This window comes from Chryseobacterium sp. BGA-UO-ETr-SB22 (assembly GCF_059567885.1).
Genome location: NZ_JCAQOV010000005.1, coordinates 2,918,511 through 2,941,869 on the forward strand (window position 1 = coordinate 2,918,511; position 23,359 = coordinate 2,941,869).

The 23,359-nt window shown below is 35.6% G+C and carries 23 protein-coding genes and 1 pseudogene; 9 read left to right on the forward strand and 15 right to left on the reverse strand.

Going from position 1 to position 23,359, the window contains the following annotated elements; genetic code table 11:
• Positions 1-243 precede the first annotated feature (243 nt).
• On the reverse strand, positions 244-828 hold the full coding sequence (locus AC57AW_RS20545; RefSeq protein ID WP_496353379.1) for a hypothetical protein: 585 nt from the start codon (positions 826-828) through the stop codon (positions 244-246).
• A gap of 172 nt (positions 829-1,000) precedes the next feature.
• Here AC57AW_RS20545 and AC57AW_RS20550 point away from each other — a divergent pair, with 172 nt between their 5' ends.
• Positions 1,001-1,492, forward strand: a complete 492-nt coding sequence (locus tag AC57AW_RS20550; protein ID WP_496353380.1) for a DinB family protein — start codon at positions 1,001-1,003, stop codon at positions 1,490-1,492.
• A 225-nt stretch (positions 1,493-1,717) separates the two neighbouring features.
• Here AC57AW_RS20550 and AC57AW_RS20555 read toward each other — a convergent pair whose 3' ends face one another.
• A complete protein-coding gene (locus AC57AW_RS20555; RefSeq protein ID WP_496353381.1) occupies positions 1,718-2,671 on the reverse strand; it encodes a helix-turn-helix transcriptional regulator in 954 nt (317 codons plus the stop codon).
• 95 nt (positions 2,672-2,766) lie between these two features.
• On the opposite strand from AC57AW_RS20555, the gene AC57AW_RS20560 reads away from it, so the two are divergent.
• Entirely contained in the window at positions 2,767-3,339 is a 573-nt protein-coding gene (locus tag AC57AW_RS20560; RefSeq protein ID WP_496353382.1) for a Crp/Fnr family transcriptional regulator, read from the forward strand.
• A gap of 120 nt (positions 3,340-3,459) precedes the next feature.
• The gene (locus tag AC57AW_RS20565) at positions 3,460-3,924 is read left to right on the forward strand and encodes a carboxymuconolactone decarboxylase family protein (RefSeq protein ID WP_318846829.1); all 465 of its coding nucleotides are present in this window, start codon (positions 3,460-3,462) and stop codon (positions 3,922-3,924) included.
• A 50-nt stretch (positions 3,925-3,974) separates the two neighbouring features.
• On the opposite strand, the gene AC57AW_RS20570 is transcribed toward AC57AW_RS20565, so the two are convergent.
• Together AC57AW_RS20570 and lptB are read right to left on the reverse strand one after the other, a co-directional pair.
• Positions 3,975-5,702: an ABC transporter ATP-binding protein gene (locus tag AC57AW_RS20570; RefSeq protein ID WP_496353895.1), complete on the reverse strand. Its 1,728-nt coding sequence runs from the start codon at positions 5,700-5,702 to the stop codon at positions 3,975-3,977.
• 505 nt (positions 5,703-6,207) lie between these two features.
• Positions 6,208-6,933 (reverse strand): annotated as a pseudogene (lptB, locus tag AC57AW_RS20575) (LPS export ABC transporter ATP-binding protein); the annotation flags it as partial.
• Positions 6,934-7,086: 153 nt separating this feature from the next.
• Between lptB and AC57AW_RS20580 the strand changes: the two are divergent.
• Positions 7,087-7,380 carry a TM2 domain-containing protein gene (locus tag AC57AW_RS20580; RefSeq protein WP_496353383.1) on the forward strand — a complete coding sequence of 98 codons (294 nt, stop codon included), beginning with the start codon at positions 7,087-7,089 and terminating at the stop codon, positions 7,378-7,380.
• Positions 7,381-7,461: 81 nt separating this feature from the next.
• On the opposite strand, the gene AC57AW_RS20585 is transcribed toward AC57AW_RS20580, so the two are convergent.
• Positions 7,462-7,608, reverse strand: a complete 147-nt coding sequence (locus AC57AW_RS20585; RefSeq protein ID WP_496353384.1) for a bacteriocin-like protein — start codon at positions 7,606-7,608, stop codon at positions 7,462-7,464.
• Positions 7,609-7,740: 132 nt separating this feature from the next.
• A complete protein-coding gene (hemB, locus tag AC57AW_RS20590; protein WP_496353385.1) occupies positions 7,741-8,730 on the reverse strand; it encodes a porphobilinogen synthase in 990 nt (329 codons plus the stop codon).
• 118 nt (positions 8,731-8,848) lie between these two features.
• Here hemB and AC57AW_RS20595 point away from each other — a divergent pair, with 118 nt between their 5' ends.
• From AC57AW_RS20595 to AC57AW_RS20605, 3 genes are all read left to right on the forward strand, one after another.
• Positions 8,849-9,199, forward strand: a complete 351-nt coding sequence (locus tag AC57AW_RS20595) for a T9SS type A sorting domain-containing protein (RefSeq protein WP_103231678.1) — start codon at positions 8,849-8,851, stop codon at positions 9,197-9,199.
• A gap of 107 nt (positions 9,200-9,306) precedes the next feature.
• A complete protein-coding gene (locus AC57AW_RS20600) occupies positions 9,307-10,218 on the forward strand; it encodes an ABC transporter ATP-binding protein (RefSeq protein WP_496353386.1) in 912 nt (303 codons plus the stop codon).
• Positions 10,219-10,222: 4 nt separating this feature from the next.
• Entirely contained in the window at positions 10,223-11,533 is a 1,311-nt protein-coding gene (locus AC57AW_RS20605) for an ABC transporter permease (protein ID WP_318846824.1), read from the forward strand.
• A 110-nt stretch (positions 11,534-11,643) separates the two neighbouring features.
• On the opposite strand, the gene AC57AW_RS20610 is transcribed toward AC57AW_RS20605, so the two are convergent.
• The 9 genes from AC57AW_RS20610 to AC57AW_RS20650 all read right to left on the reverse strand — a co-directional run bounded on the left by AC57AW_RS20610 (position 11,644) and on the right by AC57AW_RS20650 (position 19,720).
• Positions 11,644-12,315, reverse strand: a complete 672-nt coding sequence (locus tag AC57AW_RS20610; protein WP_318846823.1) for a porin family protein — start codon at positions 12,313-12,315, stop codon at positions 11,644-11,646.
• A 16-nt stretch (positions 12,316-12,331) separates the two neighbouring features.
• Positions 12,332-13,204, reverse strand: a complete 873-nt coding sequence (sucD, locus tag AC57AW_RS20615) for a succinate--CoA ligase subunit alpha (RefSeq protein WP_077419253.1) — start codon at positions 13,202-13,204, stop codon at positions 12,332-12,334.
• 90 nt (positions 13,205-13,294) lie between these two features.
• Positions 13,295-14,197, reverse strand: a complete 903-nt coding sequence (locus tag AC57AW_RS20620; protein WP_318846822.1) for a UDP-3-O-(3-hydroxymyristoyl)glucosamine N-acyltransferase — start codon at positions 14,195-14,197, stop codon at positions 13,295-13,297.
• 70 nt (positions 14,198-14,267) lie between these two features.
• Positions 14,268-14,831: an elongation factor P gene (gene efp, locus AC57AW_RS20625; RefSeq protein WP_318846821.1), complete on the reverse strand. Its 564-nt coding sequence runs from the start codon at positions 14,829-14,831 to the stop codon at positions 14,268-14,270.
• Between the two features lie 15 nt (positions 14,832-14,846).
• Positions 14,847-15,182 carry a hypothetical protein gene (locus tag AC57AW_RS20630; protein WP_318846820.1) on the reverse strand — a complete coding sequence of 112 codons (336 nt, stop codon included), beginning with the start codon at positions 15,180-15,182 and terminating at the stop codon, positions 14,847-14,849.
• Positions 15,183-15,205: 23 nt separating this feature from the next.
• Entirely contained in the window at positions 15,206-16,000 is a 795-nt protein-coding gene (gene lpxA / locus AC57AW_RS20635) for an acyl-ACP--UDP-N-acetylglucosamine O-acyltransferase (RefSeq protein ID WP_318846819.1), read from the reverse strand.
• A complete protein-coding gene (locus tag AC57AW_RS20640) occupies positions 16,001-17,398 on the reverse strand; it encodes a bifunctional UDP-3-O-[3-hydroxymyristoyl] N-acetylglucosamine deacetylase/3-hydroxyacyl-ACP dehydratase (RefSeq protein WP_318846818.1) in 1,398 nt (465 codons plus the stop codon).
• Positions 17,391-18,422 carry a UDP-3-O-(3-hydroxymyristoyl)glucosamine N-acyltransferase gene (gene lpxD / locus AC57AW_RS20645; RefSeq protein WP_496353387.1) on the reverse strand — a complete coding sequence of 344 codons (1,032 nt, stop codon included), beginning with the start codon at positions 18,420-18,422 and terminating at the stop codon, positions 17,391-17,393. The genes AC57AW_RS20640 and lpxD overlap by 8 nt, the downstream gene beginning before the upstream one ends.
• A 71-nt stretch (positions 18,423-18,493) precedes the next feature.
• Positions 18,494-19,720: an HD domain-containing protein gene (locus tag AC57AW_RS20650; RefSeq protein WP_496353896.1), complete on the reverse strand. Its 1,227-nt coding sequence runs from the start codon at positions 19,718-19,720 to the stop codon at positions 18,494-18,496.
• Positions 19,721-19,959: 239 nt separating this feature from the next.
• Between AC57AW_RS20650 and AC57AW_RS20655 the strand changes: the two genes are divergently transcribed.
• Both AC57AW_RS20655 and porX read left to right on the forward strand, forming a co-directional pair.
• Complete coding sequence (locus AC57AW_RS20655; protein ID WP_496353388.1) at positions 19,960-21,600, forward strand: S41 family peptidase; 1,641 nt, start codon at positions 19,960-19,962, stop codon at positions 21,598-21,600.
• 132 nt (positions 21,601-21,732) lie between these two features.
• Positions 21,733-23,277 carry a T9SS response regulator signal transducer PorX gene (porX, locus tag AC57AW_RS20660; RefSeq protein WP_496353389.1) on the forward strand — a complete coding sequence of 515 codons (1,545 nt, stop codon included), beginning with the start codon at positions 21,733-21,735 and terminating at the stop codon, positions 23,275-23,277.
• Positions 23,278-23,359: the final 82 nt, after the last annotated feature.

The following is a 23,359-nucleotide window of genomic DNA, read 5'->3' on the forward strand; positions in this document are numbered from 1 at the left end:
TAACCACATAAGTTATGTTTATTTACAAAAATATACAAATTCACAAACACCAAGTAATTTATTAATAATATAAAAAGAAATGTAGTAATGATTTCCTAATTATGTCTGAAAAAGCGATTAACTTACACCAGAGAATAAATATGATTTCATTCTGATAAGTAGTTTTCGTAGCTTGATATTGCTTCACCTATAGCTCACAATGACTGTATATAAAAAATGGCCGTTAAAACGGCCATATCCAAATTATTTATTTACCTCTACGTATTGTATGATGGTCTGATTTTTTGGGTTGTAGATAATTGTACTACTGTTGGGAAACCTTTTCAATTTATAATATTGAATGTTTTTATCGGATTTTATATCTTCCAGAATACTTGCATCAAAGGTATTATCAGGAAGAAATTTTGATAAAAGACTGATTTTATCTATGATGTTTTGTCCATCAATCTTTCGGGCTTTCTTTTCTGATTTACTTTCATCAGAAGTAGGCTGTCCTTCTAAAAATGGGAGCAATACGGCAATGTCTGCTTTGTATTTAAAAATGTAACCTTCAGATCTTCCCGGGATTTTAATCTTTTTTCCTTTTTCTTCAGATACGATGGCAGCACCCGTACCAGGGAAAACTGTATTAAACTTAACGTCTTCGGAATTGGTTAAAGAATTTATAGATTCATTGACAGTCTTTTTTACTGTTTCTTCCACAACCTGCTGTGTTTTTTGCTGCACAGTTTCTGTTGTTTTTTGAACAGTCTGATCAATTTTCTCCTCTATTTTATTGCATGATACTAATAAAAAAGCGGTAACAACAGGCAAAATATACTTCTTCATAATTCTAATAATAGCGTTTTTTGTTATTAATATCCTTCCTTCTAACGGAAAAGTAGGTCAGGATATTTTAGCAAAGAAAAAAATATTTTTTCAAAATCAAAAATACTACTGACAAACTGTTGTCATAACCCTCCATTACCTTTGTATCAACAACAAACAAAACAAATACATTATGACAACTACAGCAACAGCCACAAAACAATTCATGACTTCTGAGCAGGTATTAAATGACTGGCAGGGACACAGAAATCTTACAAGAAGAGTAATTGAAGCTTTTCCTGAAAAAGAATTATTTGAATTTTCAATAGGCGGAATGAGACCGTTTGCAAAACTGGCAGTAGAGCTGATTGGCATTGGTGGACCTGCTTTAAAAGGAATTGTTGAAGGAACTATGGAAGCTTACAATGAAGAAGCTTTTAATCCAAAAACAAAAGAAGAACTTTTACAAAAGTGGGATGAAGAAACAGGAGTAATCAACCATTATTTTAATATGATTTCTGAAGAGCGTTTCCAGGAAACCTTCAATTTGTTTGGAGAATATGAATTCCCGGTATATCAGAACATCCTTTATTTTGTAGATAACGAGGTTCACCACCGCGGGCAGGGATATGTTTATCTGAGAGCTTTAGGAATTGAACCACCTTTCTTCTGGGAAAGATTTTAATTTTAAATAAAAGTGAAGCGGTAAAATTGCAAAAAGGTGGAAATCATGAAAAATACATCTGCAATGTCATTTATTACTAGTGATTTTCTCCATCTCAACAACTTATATCATTTTTTGCGACTAAACAAATTTAGCTTTTTTGCGATTTTGCCCTTGGCTTATTAACCATTTCATTTATTTGCCTCAATTAAGTCTTTAAACCTCAACAATTACTCTGTTGGGGTTTTATTGATGTCTTTCTGCCATCTTTACAAGCAGTTCGTTCAACCTGATGCGAAGACTTTCCGGCTCCAGGACGGTAGCGTAGTCTGCGAAAGTGATAAGCCAGCGGGGAAATCCATCACTGATCCATTCTGTTTCAAAAGTAAGTTCTACTCCCTGTTCAGTTTCTACTTCTTCAGTAAGTCCATAATATTTTTTGGAATTCACCAAATGAGACATTATTTTTTTGTCTACCAACAGTTTGGCTTTGACTTTATTTCCGTTCGATTTTTTACGATAATCATTCACCTGTCCATATTCCTGTAAAAAGGGATTTAAGGTTTTTGAAATCTCTAAAATCCGGTCTATCCGGAATTGTCTGAAATCTTTTCTCAAAGTACAGAATGCCATGATGTACCAAAAATTAAACTCAAAGAACATCCCGACAGTTTCAATGGTTCTGTTGTCTATTCTTCCATCTACCGTCTGATATCTAATATTCAACTGGGTTTTGTCTGCGATGCTTTCTAAAATAATAGGAATCACATTTTTAAGAGAATCTCCGGAATCGGTATGAAAACTAAAAACATCAATCTGTTTTTCAATATTCTGAATCAAATTTTTATCAGAATTTCTCAATACTGAGCGTACTTTTTCCATGGCTGCCTGATAATGGCTTCCTAAACTTTGATGGGAAAATTTCTGCATCAGCTTTTCGGCAGTAATGAAACTTAAAACCTCTTCTTTGGTAAACATAATGGGAGGAAGTTTGTACCCATCCATTAAAGAATAGCCATTACCTGCTTCGCCTACAATGGGAATCCCCGCATTTTCCAGGGTTTTTACATCACGGTAAATGGTTCTGATACTTACATCGAACTTTTCAGCCAGATCCTGTGCCCGAACAATAGGTTTAGATTGTAATTGGGTAAGAATAGCGGTTACCCGATCAAGTTTTTTAAGGTAGTGATCGTTCATTATATCACAAAGCTAAAATTCTTTTTCGAGGTATGTCTTATAAATGGGATTGCTTTTTTTATTAATTTTATTTTTCACAAAACAGTCTCTTCTTTATGCATCATACTCATTTCATTCAGTCTATTGAAAAAATTTTAAAACCGGAACAGGCAGTGATAGACGGGCTTGTTTCTCATCTGGAATCCAAAACTTACAGAAAAGGAGATTTTCTGTTAAAAGGTGATGAAACCTGCAGGTATTTTTATTTTATCGAAAAGGGACTTGTCAAACTATTTTTCGACAATGGTGATAAAGATTTTATTATGACATTTTTTGCAGAAAATGCTTTCTTCGCTGAGTTGAGTGGTTTTCTTACTGGACAGCCGTCAAAATACATGATCGTTGCTCTGGAACCCACTGAAGTTCTTCGCATACACAAAGATGTTATTGAAGGGTTATGCAAAAAATATCACACGGCAGAAACACTTTTCAGCAAATTGTACTCAAAAGCTCCGGTGAATATGATGGGAAGAATCAGTGAAATGCTGGAAGACGACGGGAAAAAACGTTATCATAATTTCATGAAACAAAGACCTGACCTTATTCAACGTATCAGTCTTGGAGATCTGGCAGACTATATCGGAATTACTCAGGTTTCTTTAAGCAGAATCAGAGCGCAGAAGTTTTAGAGGAAAGGAAGCTTCTCTCTTCCAGCTTTTAAAATCTTTCCTTATAAAATTTATCATTTGTAAAAAAATCAGGAAAATACAGTTCTACATTTGTCACATAATTAATCAAAAACAAATATTATGTCACAAAGAATCAATGCATTTGCGATCGGAAACAAGGCTGTAAATGCACTTCACAACATGGGATTTCAGGTACAGAATTCATCACTGGACAATTCATTTCTTGAACTGATGTATTTCCGGGTTTCACAAATGAACGGATGTGCTTTCTGCCTGGATATGCATTCCAAAGAATTAATAGCAAAAGGTGAAACTGAACAGAGAATATTTCTGGTAAGCGCCTGGAGAGAATGTTCGTTTTATACAGATAAAGAAAAAGCAGGACTGCTATGGGCTGAAACTTTAACGGCTTTAAATGGTAAGGAAGTGAGTGATGAAATTTATACTAAGGTAAGTCATTATTTTTCTGAAACCGAAATCGTAGATTTAACAATGGCAGTTATTGCGATCAACAGCTACAACAGGATAAATATTGCCTTCGGAGCGGATGTAGGCACCTATCAGGTTCCTGAAAAAGCGCATTAAACGATTGTTATGAAAATAAAAAACTCAGCCTGTCCGCTGAGTTTTTTTATTTAATTTTCTTTGAAAGTATTCACCAGTTTATCGAGATTCAAACTGCGGGCTGATGCATCAAATATCTCCCGGTAAGTACCTTCTTTATTGTAAAGTTCATCATGAGTTCCATTTTCCACCACTCTACCTTTTTTCATCACATAGATAATATCAGAATCCAGAATCTGTGACAGGGAATGAGAAATGATGACAACGGTTCTTCCTTCTTTTATGGCATCCAGAGAGTTTTTGATCTGTTCTGTAGCAATCGCATCAAGACTGGCGGTAGGTTCATCCAGAAAGATAATCGGAGGATTTTTCAGAAACAGCCTGGCAATGGCAATTCTCTGCTGCTGTCCACCGGAAAGCTGCGTAGCATCATGAAGGTATTGATCCGGAAGATCCATGATCTGTTCATGGAGATAAGCTTTTTTGGCAGCCTCCTGAATTTCTTCAAAACTTGCATTCATGTCTCCATAGCGGATATTATCTTCTATGCTTCCCTGAAAGATGTGATTTCTCTGAAGTACCAGCCCAAGATCACTTCTCAGAAAAGTATTGTCAAATTCATTAAGATTTATGCCGTCCAGAAGAATTTCTCCGGAATCAGGAAAATAAAATTTGCACAAAAGATTAATGATCGTTGACTTTCCTGCACCGCTCAATCCTACCAAAGCCGTTGTTTTTCCGTTTTCAATTTTCATAGAAACATCATGTAGAGCTTTTGTACCATTGGGATAAGTAAAATCAACATTTTTCAGTTCAAAAGTTCCTTTGATTTGTTTTTCTACAAAGGTTCCGTTTGATTCGGTTTCGTTATCTGCATTCAGGATATCAAAATAACCTTCAGCATAGATCATGGCATCATTCATATCATCATAAATCCTGTGCAGCTGGCGGATAGGTGCCGAAACGTTGTTGAAAAGCATAATATGAAGCATGATAGCACCGATCGTCATTTGCTGATCCAAAACGAGATAAACGGTTAAAAGAATGATCAAAACAACTCCGAACTGTTCAATAAACGTTTTTAATCCATCATAAATAAAGTTAGTTCTTCTTGTGATCATCTGGCTTTCCATCAGCTCCATCTGAAGATCATACTGTTTTTTTCCTTCAAATTTTTCACGGACAAAACTTTTAATGACCATAATGGAATTGATTAGATTCAGAAGTCCCGAGGTCTTTTTCTCTCTCTGATTTCTAAGCTGGCGGCGTACTCCGTTCAGTTTTTTTGCCTGCAGGGAACTGATGTAGAAATAAATCGGAACAATAATCGTAGAAACAAGCCCCACATACACATTCTGCATATACATAATGATCAGCGCAATAATGGCATTGGAAAAGAGCGGTAGAATATCAATAAAAAAATTCTGCACCAGTTTTGTCAAGCTTTCTATACCACGGTCTATTCTGATCTGTAATTTTCCGGATTCATGATTTTCATCGTTAAAATAGGCAACTTTATAAGTTAAAATTTTATCAATAGCTGACTGAGCTAACACAGAACTCACATTGATTCTGATTTTTTCACCATAAAACTTCTGTCCGAAATTGATGAAAATATTGAGCAGTTCTTTTCCCAGCAAAATAATTGAAATGATGATAAGAATATGAATTCCCTCTGTCATCGGATGCGGAAGATGGGTAAGATTGGTGACCTCATCTACCGTATATTTCAAAACAATCGGGTTTACCTGTGCTGCCAGAGCACCCAGAAAAGTAAGAAACAAGGTTCCGTAAATCATGGGTCGGTAAGGTCTGATGAATGGGACAAGCTGTTTATAGATTCCGAATAAGGTTACGGTTCTGTTAAAAGGTTTAGCCATAGAAATCATTTTTAAATGAAAAACGTACCGCTTTCAAAAGAAAAAGGTACGTTTTATTATGATGTTCAGCAAATAAATGCTTTATATTTTATCCTTCAAACAGATAAGTTGTAAGATAGTGCAGTTCTTTTGTGCTGGCTTCTTTAGACTCTGCCTCTGCCTGTTCCAGAGAATATTGGGAATTGATTTCTTTTTTCTGGAAAATAAATGAGTTGTTGGCATTCTTATCTATAACTTCATCAAAGATATGCTTAATTTCAGGGTTTCCTAGTGAAGCAAAACTAATATCTTCAAAACCGTACATGCGTCTCAAATCATCAAACTGACTAAAATTTTCACTGACAAATCCCTGCAACTGCCCTTTTGAATCAAAGTTCCCTGCCCATATGTTGTAGGCGTATTTTTTCTTTTTAGGTTTATCCAAAATACTCTGATACACGAAGTTTTCACCAAGATAGGCTTCTCTTACCTGCGGATCATTGGCAAGGTCTTCCGGAAGTCCTTCTTTCAGGATCTTTCCTTCAAACATGATATAGGTTTTGTTGGTAATTGCCAATGTCTGCTGTACGTTATGGTCGGTAATCAGAATTCCGATATTTTTATCGACAAGGCTTCTTACGATTTTCTGGATATCTTCAACAGCAATGGGGTCTACCCCTGCGAAAGGTTCATCCAATAGAATAAAGTTCGGGCTTGTTGCCAGACAGCGTGCGATTTCGGTTCTACGTCTTTCTCCTCCGGAAAGAAGATCTCCTCTGTTTTTACGGACATGCTGTAAAGAAAATTCTTCCACAAGTTCATCGCATTTCATCTGCTGCTCACGTTTTGAAAGCTTGGTCAGCTGCAATACACCCATAATATTTTCTTCCACAGAAAGTTTTCTGAAAACGGAAGCTTCCTGAGCAAGATATCCGATTCCCTTTTGGGCTCTGCGGTACATTGCATCTGTAGTAATCTCCTGCTTATCCAGGAAAATTTTTCCTGAAGTGGGCTTAACCAACCCTACGATCATATAAAACGATGTGGTTTTTCCCGCTCCGTTCGGACCCAGCAAACCAACAATTTCTCCCTGTTGAACCTGTACAGAAACGCCTTTTACAACTTTTTTAGGACCGTATTCCTTGATTAAGTTTTCTCCTCGTAAAATCATAGGACAAATATATCAAAAATATAAACTTCACTTCTATGTTAATATCAACTTGTTGATTTAAATGTAAACTTGTTCACTTCCAAATCATTGTAACTTTTTACTATTTTTAGCTACTTATCGTAAAACATCACAATCAATTATAATCATTAAGAAATGGAAAATTACGGCTACACAAAAACAGAAAATGGACAAAACCAGCAAAGCAATGTCCCATACCGTTCGGAAAAGAAACTTCCTGCGGCTTTATTGGGAATTCTTGTGGGCTGGCTGGCTTTAAATAAGTTTTATCTGGGCTATACAAAAGAAGGCGTTATTCAGTTAGTCCTAAATATTGTTACTTTAGGAGCTGCTTCTGTGATCCCTTTTATTGAAGGTATTTTATATCTTTTTATGAGTGATAAACAGTTTGACGACACTTATGTTTATGGGAAAAAAGGTTGGTTATAACAATATTAAATCATCAAGTTATTTAAAATAAAACAGGCTGTTCTTATCTGAACAGCCTGTTTTATTTTTATATTGAAATGATTAATCCGGCGGGCAAGCTAAATGATTAATTGTACATGGATGCCAGATTCCTTTACACCATGTCCCACAGTTTGGATTATCAATAATCACTTCTCCGCCTTTGATTTCCTTCAATTGATTTCTTTCAATCTTTTTTAGATTTCTCATAAATAAATTCTTTTGATGTTTTAATTATTTTCGTTTCTCGAAATTAGCTTTACTCAAAAGTATATTTTTTATTTACGCGGAAGTTTTCAAATCAGCCCATTAACTTAACATTAACATTGCTATCTTAACCGTTTATTTATTCAAAAGGATAGCCGCTTCTTTTGCAAAATAAGTAAAAATCATGTCTGCTCCTGCTCTTTTGAAACAAGTTAAACTTTCAATGATCGTTTTGTCATTATCCAGCCAGCCGTTCTGAGCAGCCGCTTTTACCATGGCATATTCTCCACTTACATTGTATACTGCAATTGGAAGATCAATAGCTTCACGTACTTTGGAAACAATATCCAGATACGGAAGTCCCGGTTTGATCATAATAACATCTGCTCCTTCGTCAATATCTTTAAATACTTCATTCAATGCTTCACGGGTGTTGTGGAAATCCATCTGATATGTTTTTTTATCTTTCGGAATTTCCATGTCATCTTTTGGAGCACTGTCTAAAGCACTTCTGAAAGGTCCATAGAAAGAACTTGCATATTTAGCAGCATAGCTTACAATTCCTACGTCTGTAAAACCGCTTTCTTCCAATGCTTCACGAATTACCTGTACTCTGCCATCCATCATATCACTTGGCGCCACAAGATCTGCTCCTGCTTCTGCATGGGATACTGACATTCTTGCCAGGGCATCATTGGTAGGATCATTGATAACTTTTCCGTTTTCAATGATTCCGTCGTGTCCGTAAATTGAATAGGGATCCAGTGCTACATCAGGCATAACGATCATTCCCGGAACAGCATCTTTGATTGCTTTGATTGTACGCTGCATCAATCCGTCCTTGTTCCAGGCTTCTTTTCCTGTATTGTCTTTCAGGTGTTCGGACACTTTCATGTACAAATTGACAGCTTTTACTCCTAAAGAAAATAATTCCTTACATTCTTTCACCGTTAAATCTATACTCCGCCTAAAAATACCCGGCATAGACGGGATTGCCTCCTCCTTGTTTTCGCCCTCCATTACGAAGATCGGCATTACAAAATCATCAGTTGTAAGCACATTTTCTCTTACCAAACTTCTGATAGATTCATTAACTCTAAGTCTTCTATTTCTTGAATGTATCATTTTGGAATACTTTTTGAATAAGTTTCTACAAATTTAATATAAGTTCTACAAAAAACTATTGTATGAAATTATAGAATTTATTACATTTGTTACATATATTCGAGAAATTATAAATTTGATGAAAAAACTTTTACTTTTATTTCTATTTGTAGGCACTTTTGTTGGATTTTCCAACAATTTAAAAGCTCAGCTTAGAGAGCCGGGTTCCATCACTCAGAAAGCGGATGATGGGGTGTTGCTTGCTTATCCAAATCCTGCAAAGGATTTCCTTATCATTAAGGCAAAAGATTCTTCTTTAAGAATCAAAAGTGTGACTTTTTATTCTATTTTGGGTATGCAGGTCGCTAACTATACAGTGAATATGAATTCCGGTGAGATTAATATTGAAAAATTGAAACCCGGAAAGTATATGATCCGATATATTTTAAGCGACAACACGCAGAAAGTTACTCAAATCGTGAAACAATAAATTAAAATCCTGATAATCATCAGGATTTTTTCTTTTACATTAATTCTGTTTTAATATTTCCGTAACTTTCGGGACTTTCTTATACTAATTGTAAAAAGAACAATTTAATGCTAAAAGCTGAATATATTAAAAAGACCTACAATGCCGGAAAAAAGGTCGCCCTGGATGATTTCAGCATCCATGTTCCAAAAGGCAGTATTTATGGCCTTTTAGGACCCAACGGAGCCGGAAAAACTTCTTTTATCCGTATCATTAACCAAATTACTCAGGCAGACTCCGGAGATATCTTCATCAACGGGCAAAAACTGAATCCAGATCATATTAAAGACATCGGCTATATGCCCGAAGAAAGAGGATTGTACAAAAACATGAGTGTTGGCGATCAGATCCTATATTTCGGGGAACTGAAAGGGATGAGTAAAAGCGATGCTCTGAATGAAGCCAAAAAATGGTTTGAAAAGCTGAACATCGACCAATGGTGGAAGAAAAAGCTATCTGAACTTTCTAAAGGAATGGCACAGAAGATCCAGTTTGTAGTAACCGTTCTCCACAGACCACATCTTTTAATTCTTGATGAACCTTTTTCAGGTTTTGATCCCGTAAATGCCAACTTAATCAAAGATCAGATCATTGATCTTAAGAATAACGGAACAACCATCATTCTTTCTACCCACAGAATGGAAAGTGTAGAAGAGATGTGTGATTATGTTGCTCTGATCAACAATTCTAAAAAAATTATTGACGGAAGGGTTTTTGACGTAAGGGAAAAATTCAAGAAAAATATTTTTGGAGTTACACTTTCTGAAGTCAGTAACGACCAGTTTGACAATTTTAAGAATAAGTATGACATCTTTAATGTATCAAACGAAAATAATCTTGTTTCTTTTGATCTGAAAAATGAAGAGAGTCAGAATAATGTTCTTCTTGATCTTGTACAAGTGGGTAAAGTGAGATCGTTTGACGAAAGAATTCCTAGTATGAATGAAGTGTTCATTAATGCTGTAAGTAACCATCCTTAATTTTATGAATAATATTTTTTTAATTACCAAGAGAGAATTTCTTACACAGGTTAAGAAAAAATCCTTCATCATATTAACTCTGCTGGCGCCCATAATGATCATTGCTTTTGGAGCGGTGGTTGGCTTAATGTTCAAGGCAAATGAGTCACACAGTATTATAGAAGTGGTTGATAAGAGCGGATTGTTTATGAATCAGCTTAAATCTAATGATAAATTAAATTACGTTTTTGTTTCTGCCGCAGATGAAAAATCCAAGATCAACAATTTAAAAGGAAATGAATCTCTGGATGGTATTTTGATTCTTCCGGAATTGAAAGATCAGAATTTCGATGCGCTTGAAAAAGAGGCAAGGCTTGTGATCAACAGTAAAATAGGATTTGACACCAAGCAGAAAATTGTTTCTGACATCAGCAATGTTGTTAAAAAAGAAAAAATCAAGCAATTGGGTATTCAGGAGACTCAGCTAATTGATCTTGATAAAAGCTTCGCATTAAAGACCATTAATGTTACGGATAATAATAAAGAAGATTCTGATCTGGCTTTTGGAGTGAAATCCGGGCTGAGTATGATTCTGATGTATGTTACCTTTATGTTTATCATTATTTATGGGGTAAGGGTAATGCGTAGTGTACTTGAGGAAAAGAACAATCGTGTTGTAGAAATTATTATTTCTTCTGTAAAACCTTTTGAGCTGATGATGGGTAAGATTCTTGGGGTAACGATGGTTGCACTGACACAGTTTCTGATCTGGATCACCATGTCTATCATAGGAGCACTGGTCTTAAATACTGGTTTCTCTCCTCTTCAGAAGGGTATTCCGGGTGGAAATGACGAGATTGCAAGTAAACTGGATGTGGGACAGCTGGCTACTCAGATCTCGCACAGTTTGCTGGAACTGAATTTCCCACTGATTATTTTTGTATTCATCGTTTTCTTCCTTTTAGGATATATTTTTTACAGTTCTATTTATGCAGCAATTGGTTCTGCAGTAGATAACGAAACAGAGACACAGCAATTTACTTTATTTGCAATTTTACCCTTAACACTGGGAATGTATGGAAGCTTCACGCTGATGAACAATCCGGACGGACCACTAGGTTTTTGGCTGTCAATCATTCCGTTTACTTCACCGGTTGCTATGATTGCAAGAATTCCATTTGGAGTTCCTGCCTGGCAGATTGCATTGTCCATTGGATTATTGCTGACAACCACTATTTTCATGATCTTCCTGGCCGGAAAAATCTATCGTGTAGGTATTTTGATGTATGGCAATAAAGCTACTCTAAAAGAGCTTTGGAAGTGGATAAAAGGATAAATAAGCGAAAGGACTGAGAGTAAATATTACCCATCAGCCTTTTTACAATTTTATAATAAAAAAATCCCGGAAAACTAAGTTTTCCGGGATTTTATATATTCTGAGATATTCTATTTGAATATATAGCTTAAAGTAAGTGCAATTACCTGTTCTGATTTTTTCTTATCACTACCTCCTTTTTCTTTTACAAGACCAGGGTAAGTATCAGAAAGTCCTAAATCATATTTCAAAGCTACTTCAAGTTGTCTCTTATAGCTATACCCTACGCCTAGTCCAAGTCCCCAGTTAAAGCTTTTTGCTTTTCCGTTTACTCCTGCCGGTTGTGTAGGATCAGTAACGTCCGGATCATAGTAAGGTCTTCCTACAGGAGGATTCTTTACGTCCTGACTTACCAAGAAGTTAAATCTAGGCCCAATCATTCCAAAGAATTCAGATTCAGCTTCTGAAAAGTATCCTTTGAAATAAAGTGGTACACTCAAATAGTTATTGGCATATACTGCATCGTAACCATCTTTACCTTTAGCATCTTTATCTTTCCCGGTTTCTCCAGCACCATAGTACAGGACTTCGGGTTGTATAAAGAATTGGTTTGCCTTCCCTACGGGGATCAAAGCCAAAGCTCCACCTTGGAAGGTATATCTTGGGCCAGAGGGATTGTGGGCATTTGCTACTCTTGAGTAGTTTAAACCTGCGGTAAGACCGAATCTTGTATTATTCCATTGCACCTGTGCAAAAGATAATGCAGAAAGCGTCAAAGCTGAGGCTAATAAAAGTTTTTTCATATGATGTGGTTTTATGTTATCCTAGAATTTTTGCTACAGTAGCACCAATGTCAGCAGGAGAGTCTACAACGTTGATACCGTTTTCTCTCATGATTTCCATTTTAGCCTGAGCTGTATCTTCATCACCACCTACGATAGCACCTGCGTGTCCCATAGTTCTTCCTTTTGGAGCAGTTTGTCCAGCGATGAATCCTACAACTGGTTTCGTAGAACCGCTTGCTTTGTACCATCTTGCAGCTTCAGCTTCAAGACCACCACCAATTTCACCAATCATTACAACAGCTTCAGTTTCAGGATCGTTGATGAATAATTCTAATGCTTCTCTTGTAGTTGTTCCGATAATTGGGTCACCACCGATACCGATAGCCGTAGAAATACCGTAACCTGCTCTTACAACCTGGTCAGCAGCTTCGTAAGTAAGGGTACCTGATTTTGAAACGATACCTACTTTACCTTTTTTGAAAACAAAACCTGGCATAATACCAATTTTAGCTTCTTCAGAAGTAATGATTCCAGGGCAGTTTGGTCCAATTAATCTGCAGTCTCTGTCAGCAATATAAGATTTTACTTTTACCATATCAGCTACAGGAATACCTTCAGTAATACATACAATCACTTTGATACCTGCTTCAGCAGCTTCCATGATAGCATCTGCTGCAAATGCCGGTGGTACGAAAATGATACTTACATTTGCTCCTGCTTTTTCAACAGCATCAGCCACTGTATTAAATACCGGTTTTCCTAAGTGCTCGCTACCTCCTTTTCCTGGAGTAACACCACCTACTACATTTGTTCCGTATTCAATCATCTGACCAGCGTGGAAAGTTCCTTCGTTCCCTGTAAATCCTTGTACAATTACTTTAGAATCTTTGTTTACTAAAATTGACATTTTATTGTTGTTTTAATTTATTTATTATTTTATTAATGCTCACAAATTTACTTAAATTTCTTTGATTTTGGATAAAACCTTTGGAATAGTTTATTTGAGATTTCTCAGCTTTACTTCTTTTTTCAGATAAGTCTTGAAATCTTCTGCAAACATCCCAATATAGGTTCCTTTTTCCAAATCTCTGTTCACTCCTGTTTTTCCCAAAAGTACAGATCCTGCCTCAATTTTATTGCCGGAAGCGATGCCTACCTGTCCCCATAACGTCACCTCATCTCCAATGATACAGCATCCTGCAATTCCTACCTGAGAAGCAATCAGACATTTTTTCCCGATAACGGTATCATGTCCGATCTGAATCTGATTATCCAAAACAGAACCTTCACCAATGATGGTAGAATCTGTAACACCTCTGTCAATGGTGCAGCCATTTCCGATCTCCACATTGTTTTCGATGATCACATTTCCTACAGAAATAAGACGGTCAAAGTTTCCATTTAATTTTCTGTAATAAAACGCATCACCTCCCAAAACAGTATTGGACTGAATAATGACATTATCACCAATTTCCGTACGGTCACCAATCACTACATTAGGGAAGATAAGGGTATTTTTTCCAATTTTCACATTGTTACCAATCACTGCGGAAGAGTGAATCTTCGTACCCTCTCCTATTTCCACATCATGAAGTACTTCTGTGAAATTATATATTCTGGTAAAATGAGTGTTGATTTTATTAAAGTCTCTGAAAGGATCATCAGAAACTAAAAGCGCTTTGCCTTCCGGGCATTCTACTTCTTTATCAATTAAAATAATAGTAGCGGCAGAGTTTAAAGCTTTGTCATAATATTTGGGGTGGTTTACAAAAACGATATCCCCTGGCTTTACCATATGAATTTCGTTCGTTCCCAATACTTCAAAGTCTTCAGGACCAACAAATGCTGACCCTATTAAATCTGCAATTGTTTTAAGCTTTTGTGGAGAATGGAATCTCATAACAATAGATTTTCTTATAAAACAAAATTCGGAGTGCTAGTGCAAACCGAATTTATGTAAATTTTATTTATTATTTCACTCTTTCTAAGTAGCTACCGTCTTCAGTGCTTACTTTAATTTTGTCTCCCGGTTCAATGAACAAAGGAACCATTACTCTTGCTCCTGTTTCAACGATTGCGTTTTTAAGAGCGTTGGTTGCAGTGTTTCCTTTTACACCCGGATCAGCTTCAATCACATCCAGATATACTGACTGTGGAAGTTCAGCAGAAAGTGGAGTTTCGTCAATTTCTTTCAAAATAATTGTTACTTCTTCACCTGCTTTCATCAGGTTTGAGTTTTCAATCATTTCTTTATTTAAATATAACTGAGAAAAATCATCGTTATTCATGAAGTGGAAACCGTTCTCGTCATCGTAAAGATACTGGAACTTTCTAGTGATTACTTTTACTTCATCAATTTTGTGGCCAGCAGAGAATGTATTATCTAATACTTTTCCGTTTGTCACAGATTTTAGTTTTGTTCTTACAAATGCAGGACCTTTCCCTGGTTTTACGTGAAGAAACTCGATTACTTTAAAAATATCGTTGCTAAATTCGATGCAAAGACCTTTTCTGATATCGTTACTTGTTGCCATTAATTATATAAATATTTATTTTCTTTTTTTAATTTCGATACCTTGTCCTTGAGGCATCATTCTATTAAATGTATTATTATTGAATGTATTCACGTTGTTATTCAACCTGATTACATTCATCTGAATATCAGATTTATACTGATCAGTTGTTCCTAATATTGAACTTCCGATACTTTTCTGTTTCAGAATACCATTTAAGTTATTCTTAGCAATACTATCATTAGACTCTTCGGAAATTTTTCTTTCTATAGTAAAAGGCTTTTCTTTTTTTCCTGTTTCAGACTTTTCTGTTTGCTGAGCAAACAAAAAAGATGTTGCAGAAAGTGCAATAAGTACAATTAAACCTTTCATTGTCTGATAGTATTTAAGTTAAATTAATCTCTATCCTTTCCGGTACCATATCCTTTTACGATACCTCTAGGTGAGTTTTGAATAAACTGTAGAATTTCATCTCTTTCAGCCGTTGGAAGCATTTCTTTTTCAATATATGCCAATGCTTGAGAAACATTCATCTTCATCTGGAAAATAGCTCTGTAGATCTTTTGAATTTCAAAGATTTTCTCGTTAGAAAAACCTCTTCTTCTTAATCCAACAGAATTGATCCCTGCATAAGAAATTGGATCTCTCGCTACTTTCACATAAGGTGGAATATCTTTTCTAATTAAAGATCCTCCGGAAATCATGGTATGTTTTCCAATTTTACCGAACTGCTGAACAGCTGATAAACCTCCCATTACGGTAAAGTCACCAATTTCAACATGTCCTGCAATACCGCAACCATTTGCAATAATCACATTATCTCCTATAATACAGTCATGAGCAACGTGTGAAGTTGCCATGATCAGGCAGTGGCTTCCTACTTTTGTATATCCTAGAGCTTTGGTTCCTCTATTGATAGTTACACATTCTCTTAAAGTAGTATGATCTCCAATAATTGTTTGTGTATCCTCTCCATCGAACTTCAAGTCCTGAGGGATCGCAGAGATTACAGTTCCGGGAAAGATTTTACAATCTTTTCCGATTCTTGCACCCTCCATAATGGTAACGTTAGGACCAATCCATGTTCCTTCTCCAATTTCTACGTCCCCTGCAATTGTAGTAAATGGTTCTACGATTACATTTTTGCTGATTTTCGCACGTTTATCTACGGCTGCTAATTGATGAATCATTTAATCAACTTTATTTTTTGCAACTTGAGCCATAAGCTCTGCTTCTACTGCTACTGTATCTCCTACGTATCCATATCCCTGCATATGAACAATTCCTCTTCTGATAGGCTCTATCAATTCAATTTTGAATATCAGAGTATCTCCAGGAATTACTTTTCTTTTAAATTTCACCTTATCAATTTTGATGAAATAAGTAGAATAGTTTTCAGGATCCGGAACGCTGGCCAGTACCAGGATACCTCCTGTCTGCGCTAATGCTTCTACCTGAAGTACTCCAGGCATTACAGGTTCTTTAGGGAAGTGTCCAACGAAGAATGGCTCGTTCATTGTCACATTTTTCAAACCTACTACGTGAGAGTCTGAAAGTTCAAGTACTTTATCAATCAATAAGAACGGAGGTCTGTGAGGCATAAGCTTCATAATTCCGTTGATATCAAATACGGGTTCTTTTGTCAGATCAAAATCTGGAACGTTTTTCTTTTTCTGCAATTTCCACTGACGATTTAATTTTTTCGCAAACTGAGTATTCACATAGTGTCCCGGTTTGTTGGCAATAACTTTACCTTTTATTTTCACTCCTGCTAAAGCCAGGTCACCAATCACATCTAATAATTTGTGTCTTGCAGCTTCGTTAGGATAATTTAAATTAAGATTGTCAAGAATACCGTTTGGTCTGATAGACACATTGTCTTTTCCAAAGGCTTTCTTTAGTTTTTCTGTAGTTTCAGGAGTAAGATCTTTATCTACATATACAATAGCATTGGAAATATCTCCACCTTTGATCAAACCGTGATCTAAAAGCATTTCCAACTCATGCAGGAAACTGAATGTCCTTGCTGATGAGATTTCATCTTTAAATTCTGAAATATTTTTAAGAGTAGCATTCTGAGTACCTAATACTTTAGTCCCAAAATCTACCATTGTTGTTACTTCGTAAGTATCTGAAGGGATGATTGTGATTTCCGAGCCAGTTGCCGGGTCACTATAGGTAAGCACTTCTTTTACAACAAGATATTCTCTTGCTACCCCTTGTTCTGCTACACCAACGCTTTCGATAGCTTCAACAAAGTATTTTGAAGATCCATCCAGAATAGGTGGTTCAGAGGCATCCATTTCTAAAACTGCGTTATCAATATCACAGCCCACAAGAGCTGCCAAAAGGTGTTCGCAAGTGGTAATTTTTACCCCTAATTTTTCTAATGTAGTTCCTCTTTCTGTTGCTACAACATAATTTACATCTGCTTCTACCTGAGGATGTCCCTCCAGGTCTGTTCTTACAAATACAAAACCTGTATTTTCTTTAGCAGGTTTAATGGTAAGTTTTACTTCTCTACCTGTATGAAGGCCAATTCCAGAAAGAGTTACCTCTTGCTGAAGTGTTTTTTGCATATCACTCATTAGTATTATCTTTTGAGTTATTCTCAAGATTATTTATTCTATTTACTATTCCAGGCAGATTCCTGAAGTGAACATAACTTCTCAAATAGTCATTATAACTGATGGCTGGTGAGCCATACAATGTTTCTCTATCATTAACGCTGGAATTCACGCCACTCTGGGCCTGAATTTTCACCTGATTTCCTATTTTGATATGTCCTACAACACCTACCTGTCCTCCAATCTGATTCCAGTCACCAATGGTAGTAGAGCCTGCAATTCCGGCCTGTGCTGCAATTACATTGTTCTGTCCTATTTTCACATTGTGAGCAATCTGAATCAGGTTATCAATTTTGGTTCCTTTTCCTATAATTGTAGAGCCTATTGTTGCTCTGTCAATACTGCAGTTTGAGCCAATTTCAACATCGTCTTCAATAATTACATTTCCAAGCTGTGGTATTTTTTTGAAACCTTCGGCTGTTGGCTGAAAACCAAAACCGTCACCCCCAATTACCGTATTGGAATGAATCACACAGTTGTCTCCAATGATACAATAGTCATAAATTCTGGCGCCGCTGTCTATTTTACAGTTTTTACCAATTTTCACTCCTTTTCCTATATATACATGTGGATAGATCTGTGAGCCTTCCCCGATTTTAGCTTTCTCAGAAACATAAGTAAATGCTCCGATATATGCTTTATCTCCTATTACCGCTGTATCATGAATGGAAGAACCATTCTCTATACCTTCTTTTCTTCCCTGCATTTCCTGATATAAATTCATCAGGATCTGAAAAGAAAGATAGGCATCTTTTACAACGATTAAGGTAGGGCTATAATTATTTTTCTCCAGAAGATTTTCCGAAATGATGATAACAGAGCATCGTGAGGTATCCAAGAAATGAGAAAATCTATCTTGTGCTATAAAAGAAAGATGTCCTGATTCCCCATTTTCAATTGGTGAAACCCCGTTAATAAGTGCATTCTCATCACCTATTATTTTTCCGTCAATAAAACTTGCAATTTGCGAAGCTGTAAATTCCATATTCTGCAAAGATAAGAAATTCTAGAATTTGCAAACATTTTTTGGTTTCAGATCGTAAATTTTAATATTATTTAAGAGTCTAGCCTGGAGATATCTCTTGGAAACATAAGGATATAGCGGGTAGTCTTATTTACAATTAACCCTGATAAAAGTTGATCTTCCGACTCATGAAGCCTTGTTCTTTTACCATTTTTATGCAATAAATAGATTGGCTGCTTCTCCGCATGATAGGGTAAAAGTTTTCTTTTTATTTCATGAACCAATTCTTTTCCATTATTGATTTTGAAAAATTCATTGGTATTTTTTACTTTTTCATCAATTATTTCCTGTGCAAATGGATGTGATGAAATAATTGTTTTAGGTAAATTTCTCTGAATTACACATTTACACCAATATGATAACACAAAGTCATCCGAGTTCTGCCATTCTTTCATCGCCTGAATCACATCATTGTCATCAAGACTCGTAAATCTCTCCACATCTTCATCTGTTGCAGCACTCTTTTCACGGTATAAAAAATATTTAAGATTATCCGTTGCAGGGAGCTCTGTACCTTGGGAAATCAGATATTTTGCTCTTTCAAGGATTTTAACCAAAAGAAACTCTGCTAACGCTGAAGTTTTATGATAATAGACCTGCCAGTACATAAACATTCTGGCCGTCAGAAAATTTTCAATAGAATAAATTCCTTTCGCATCAATCACCAGTTCACCTTCTTCACAGACATTCATCATGGAAATAATTCTCTGGGTATTAATATTTCCCTCAGATACACCGGTAAAAAAACTATCTCTTTTCAGATAATCCAAACGATCCACATCCAACTGGGAAGAGATCAATTGGTTGAAAAATTTTCTATGATATTTCCCCTGAAACATCTCAATAGCCATTGATAACTGACCCTCAAATTCCTCATTCAGCTTATTCATCAGGAGTAAGGAAAGATTTTCATGATGCCAGTCATCCATCAGCATACTTTCCAGCGCATGAGAAAACGGACCATGACCAATATCATGCATCAGAATAGCCAGCATTGCTCCTTTTTCCTCTTCTTCAGAAATTTTCACCCCTTTCTGCTTCAATGTCTCCAATGCGGTAAACATCAGATGCATTGCTCCCAGGGCATGATGAAATCTTGTATGAGTAGCTCCCGGAAATATCAGATTCAAAAGTCCGGTCTGCCCGATTCTTCTTAATCTCTGAAAGTAAGGATGCTCAATGATATCAAATAAAATTTCGTGGGGAATTTTGATAAATCCGTGAACAGGATCGTTGATGATTTTTAGCTTATTCTGCATTGAAACGTCAATATTAGTAAACAAAGTTAGGCATTTTTAAATTTAGACTTTTATTAAATTTCCATTAAAACAGGTGGTTTAAAAACTGATAACATTCATATTTTTCACAAACAACAGCTATTTAATAACGTTAAAAATCTCTCCGATTCATTTTTAATTTTAATTCTATCTTTTTGGGGAAACCTTTTGCTGTTCTTGTAGTAAAGGACTATCTTTGAGAGAAAACACGGCAACCCTTAATGAGAAAATATTCTCTTTTCTTTTTATTACTTTTAAGTTTAAATTTATCCGCACAACTTATAACTGAAACACAAAAACTGGAATCCCTCTGCAGAGTTTGGGGATTTTTAAAATATTATCATCCTCATGTAGCAAAAGGAAACCTGAACTGGGATAAACAGCTATTTCAGAAGATTGACGAACTTGAATCTATTAATGACAAAGAGGCGTTGAATAATTTTTACGTTGACTGGATCAAAAGTCTCGGAGAAGTTACACCCTGTAAAGAATGCTCAGTAAAGGATGATAAAGTGTATTTTCTTAAAAATTTTGATCTGAGCTGGATAGATAATCATCAAATTTTCTCCAGAGACCTATCTCAAAAGCTTCATTATATTGAAAACAACCGCAATCTTGATGACAATCATTACTTTGGAAAAGGCGGAAGAAAAATATATTTCAGAAACGAAAAATCTTATGGTTCAAAATTTACTTCAAAAAACATCAGTTTATTAGAACTATTCAGATATTGGAATTATGTAGAGTATTTTTTTCCTTATAAATATGAAACGGATCAAAACTGGAATGATGTTCTTACGGAAATGATTCCCAAATTCCTTATGGTTGATAGTGATGAAAATTATCATTTAACATTGGCGGAACTGGTTACCAAAACAGATGATTCCCACGCCTATCTTTCATCAAAAGAAATACAACTTACTTTATATGGAAACCGGAAAGTTCCTGCAGAGTATTCCTACGCCGAAGGAATACTCGTGATTACAAAAATCAATACCACAAGATCGCGGGATAAAAGTCCTTTACATGAAGGTGATGTTATTTATGACATTGAAGGAAAAACAATTCCACAAATAGTCAACAATTTTGGAAAATATATTCCCGCCTCCAATTCATGGGGTAAATTCAACAAGGCAAAAGGCAAACTTCTCTTCAGCAACAGCGATTCTATTTCTGTAAAAATTGAAAGAGAAGGACAAAATATGGAAATCAAAACCAAAACGTATTTTGCTAAAGATATTATTCATGAGAAAAGTAAAGCTCCCCGAAAATGGAAATTTTTGGATAAGGAAAAGAAAATCGGGTATGTCAATATGGGGATTATAGAAAAGGAAGATCTGGATGAAATGTACAACAGTTTAAAATCTTCAAAATCTATTATCTTTGATCTTAGAAATTATCCCAAGCAAACAGTTATCCCTTTAAGCTATCTTTTGCTTCCTGCACCGTCCGTTTATTATCAGTTTACTTTCCCTGATCCTAATTATCCCGGTAAATTTTACAGCAGAAAAAATGTTACCGGCAGGAAAAATTCTGAATACTATAAAGGGAATGTAATCGTTTTAGTAGATGAGAGTACCCAAAGCCAGGCAGAGACCACAACAATGATGTTTAAGCAGCATCCAAAAGCCAGAATTATAGGGAGTAATACTTCAGGAGCCAATGGAGATGTCATTATGTTTAAAATAGCCAATCTTGATACTCAGTTTACAGGACTTGGAGCTTATTATCCTGACGGACGGGAAACACAGAGAATTGGCATCATTCCGGATATTCTTGTGAAACCTAGTGTGGAAGGGCTTAAAAACGGAAAAGACGAAGTCCTGGAAAGAGCTCTGGAATATATAAAAACCACTGATTAAATGAAACAAAATAGTGAAATATCAAACGATATTTTCATTTAACTAATATTTAACTTTTAATCTTTCTATTTTGTGAGATTTTAAAAGGATTTGGTCAACATTTTGATAGAATAACCATGTAAAAAATAAATTATGTCAGAAAAGATATTATGGATCGATGATGAAATAGATTTACTTAAACCTCATATCGTATTTTTAGAAAAAAAGGGCTACCAGGTAACCCCCGTTAATAATGTGAATGAGGCTTTGGAACTTATGGATTCAGAGAAATTTGCTTTAACGTTAATTGATGAAAATATGCCGGGTATCTCCGGACTGGAAGCCATTCCTATGATTAAGGAAAAAGATAATGCCTTAAAGATTGTAATGGTTACCAAAAGCGAAGAAGAACACATTATGGAAGAGGCCATCGGATCTCAGATTGCCGATTATATATTAAAGCCTGTAAATCCTAACCAGATATTACTTTCCCTAAAGAAAAATCTTCAGGAAGATAATCTTGTTGAGCAAAAAACGATTTTACAGTACCAGCAGGAATTCAGAAACCTTTCTATGGAACTTTCATACCTGAGAACGTATCAGGAATGGGCAGAATATTATAAAAAGATTCTTAGCTGGGAAATCAAATTTGATAAGGTAGCAGATAATGAATTTGCTGACCTTCTGCAGTCTCAGAAAGAAGAAGCCAATATTCAGTTTGCCAAGTTTATTGAAAAAAATTATGCGGACTGGCTTATTGATTCAGACAAGCCTCTAATGAGCCACACGCTTTTCAAGGAAAAAGTGAAACCTGAAGTAGAAAAAGAAAAAGTCCTTTTACTGATGGTAGACAATCTTCGTTTTGACCAATGGAAAGTAATTGAACCTTTATTTACAAAATATTACAATAAGATATCGGAAGATTATTACTACAGTATCCTTCCTACCGCTACACAGTATGCGAGAAACTCTTTCTTTGCTGGATTAATGCCTTCTGAGATCGAGAAACGTTTCCCTGATAAATGGTTTAACGATAATGAAGAAGGAAACAAAAATGAATTTGAACGTGACTTCCTGGAAGATCAAATGAAAAGGATTGGTTTAGGATCAAAATCGATGAAGTATCTTAAAGTACTGAATGCCGATTTTGAAAGAAAGATCTATGATGATTTCAACCAGCATAAAAACAATGATCTTCTTGTAATTGTATACAACTTCATTGATATTCTTTCTCACGCAAAAACAGACAACCACATCGTAGATCAGCTGATCCGTGATGATAAGACTTTCCGTTCTCTTACTTTCAACTGGTTTGAAAACTCTTCTTTGCTGAAGATCGTAAAAGCAGCAGCAGAAAACGGCTATAAACTGGTTATCACCACAGACCATGGAACGGTATATGTGAAAAAGCCAAGTAAAGTGGTAGGAGACAGAGAAACTTCTACTAATATCAGGTATAAAACAGGTAAAAGTTTAACGTATGATGACAGTGATGTATGGGCAATTACCAATCCGGAAAAACTTTTCCTTCCAAAAGGAAACTTAAGTTCGAAATATATTTTTGCTAAAAATAATATATTCCTGGCTTATCCTAAAAATTACAATCATTTTGTTAATTACTATAAAGAAACCTACCAACATGGAGGAATTTCACTGGAAGAGTGTATTATTCCTTTCAGTATTTTAGAACCCAAGTAGTTTTTTTCATAGTTTATTTAATTTTGGGTTTAAAGCGGAAAAAATCATTCGATTTTTTCCGCTTCTTTTTTTATAGTTCATA

Excerpts from the sequence above, each read along its gene's own strand:
- AC57AW_RS20545 (WP_496353379.1), bottom strand. The coding sequence starts at position 828 with ATGAAGAAGTATATTTTGCCTGTTGTTACCGCTTTTTTATTAGTATCA.
- AC57AW_RS20550 (WP_496353380.1), top strand. The coding sequence starts at position 1,001 with ATGACAACTACAGCAACAGCCACAAAACAATTCATGACTTCTGAGCAG.
- AC57AW_RS20555 (WP_496353381.1), bottom strand. The coding sequence starts at position 2,671 with ATGAACGATCACTACCTTAAAAAACTTGATCGGGTAACCGCTATTCTT.
- AC57AW_RS20560 (WP_496353382.1), top strand. The coding sequence starts at position 2,767 with ATGCATCATACTCATTTCATTCAGTCTATTGAAAAAATTTTAAAACCG.
- AC57AW_RS20565 (WP_318846829.1), top strand. The coding sequence starts at position 3,460 with ATGTCACAAAGAATCAATGCATTTGCGATCGGAAACAAGGCTGTAAAT.
- AC57AW_RS20570 (WP_496353895.1), bottom strand. The coding sequence starts at position 5,702 with ATGATTTACGGAACCTTGTTTCTTACTTTTCTGGGTGCTCTGGCAGCA.
- AC57AW_RS20580 (WP_496353383.1), top strand. The coding sequence starts at position 7,087 with ATGGAAAATTACGGCTACACAAAAACAGAAAATGGACAAAACCAGCAA.
- AC57AW_RS20585 (WP_496353384.1), bottom strand. The coding sequence starts at position 7,608 with ATGAGAAATCTAAAAAAGATTGAAAGAAATCAATTGAAGGAAATCAAA.
- hemB (WP_496353385.1), bottom strand. The coding sequence starts at position 8,730 with ATGATACATTCAAGAAATAGAAGACTTAGAGTTAATGAATCTATCAGA.
- AC57AW_RS20595 (WP_103231678.1), top strand. The coding sequence starts at position 8,849 with ATGAAAAAACTTTTACTTTTATTTCTATTTGTAGGCACTTTTGTTGGA.
- AC57AW_RS20600 (WP_496353386.1), top strand. The coding sequence starts at position 9,307 with ATGCTAAAAGCTGAATATATTAAAAAGACCTACAATGCCGGAAAAAAG.
- AC57AW_RS20605 (WP_318846824.1), top strand. The coding sequence starts at position 10,223 with ATGAATAATATTTTTTTAATTACCAAGAGAGAATTTCTTACACAGGTT.
- AC57AW_RS20610 (WP_318846823.1), bottom strand. The coding sequence starts at position 12,315 with ATGAAAAAACTTTTATTAGCCTCAGCTTTGACGCTTTCTGCATTATCT.
- sucD (WP_077419253.1), bottom strand. The coding sequence starts at position 13,204 with ATGTCAATTTTAGTAAACAAAGATTCTAAAGTAATTGTACAAGGATTT.
- AC57AW_RS20620 (WP_318846822.1), bottom strand. The coding sequence starts at position 14,197 with ATGAGATTCCATTCTCCACAAAAGCTTAAAACAATTGCAGATTTAATA.
- efp (WP_318846821.1), bottom strand. The coding sequence starts at position 14,831 with ATGGCAACAAGTAACGATATCAGAAAAGGTCTTTGCATCGAATTTAGC.
- AC57AW_RS20630 (WP_318846820.1), bottom strand. The coding sequence starts at position 15,182 with ATGAAAGGTTTAATTGTACTTATTGCACTTTCTGCAACATCTTTTTTG.
- lpxA (WP_318846819.1), bottom strand. The coding sequence starts at position 16,000 with ATGATTCATCAATTAGCAGCCGTAGATAAACGTGCGAAAATCAGCAAA.
- AC57AW_RS20640 (WP_318846818.1), bottom strand. The coding sequence starts at position 17,398 with ATGAGTGATATGCAAAAAACACTTCAGCAAGAGGTAACTCTTTCTGGA.
- lpxD (WP_496353387.1), bottom strand. The coding sequence starts at position 18,422 with ATGGAATTTACAGCTTCGCAAATTGCAAGTTTTATTGACGGAAAAATA.
- AC57AW_RS20650 (WP_496353896.1), bottom strand. The coding sequence starts at position 19,720 with ATGCAGAATAAGCTAAAAATCATCAACGATCCTGTTCACGGATTTATC.
- AC57AW_RS20655 (WP_496353388.1), top strand. The coding sequence starts at position 19,960 with ATGAGAAAATATTCTCTTTTCTTTTTATTACTTTTAAGTTTAAATTTA.
- porX (WP_496353389.1), top strand. The coding sequence starts at position 21,733 with ATGTCAGAAAAGATATTATGGATCGATGATGAAATAGATTTACTTAAA.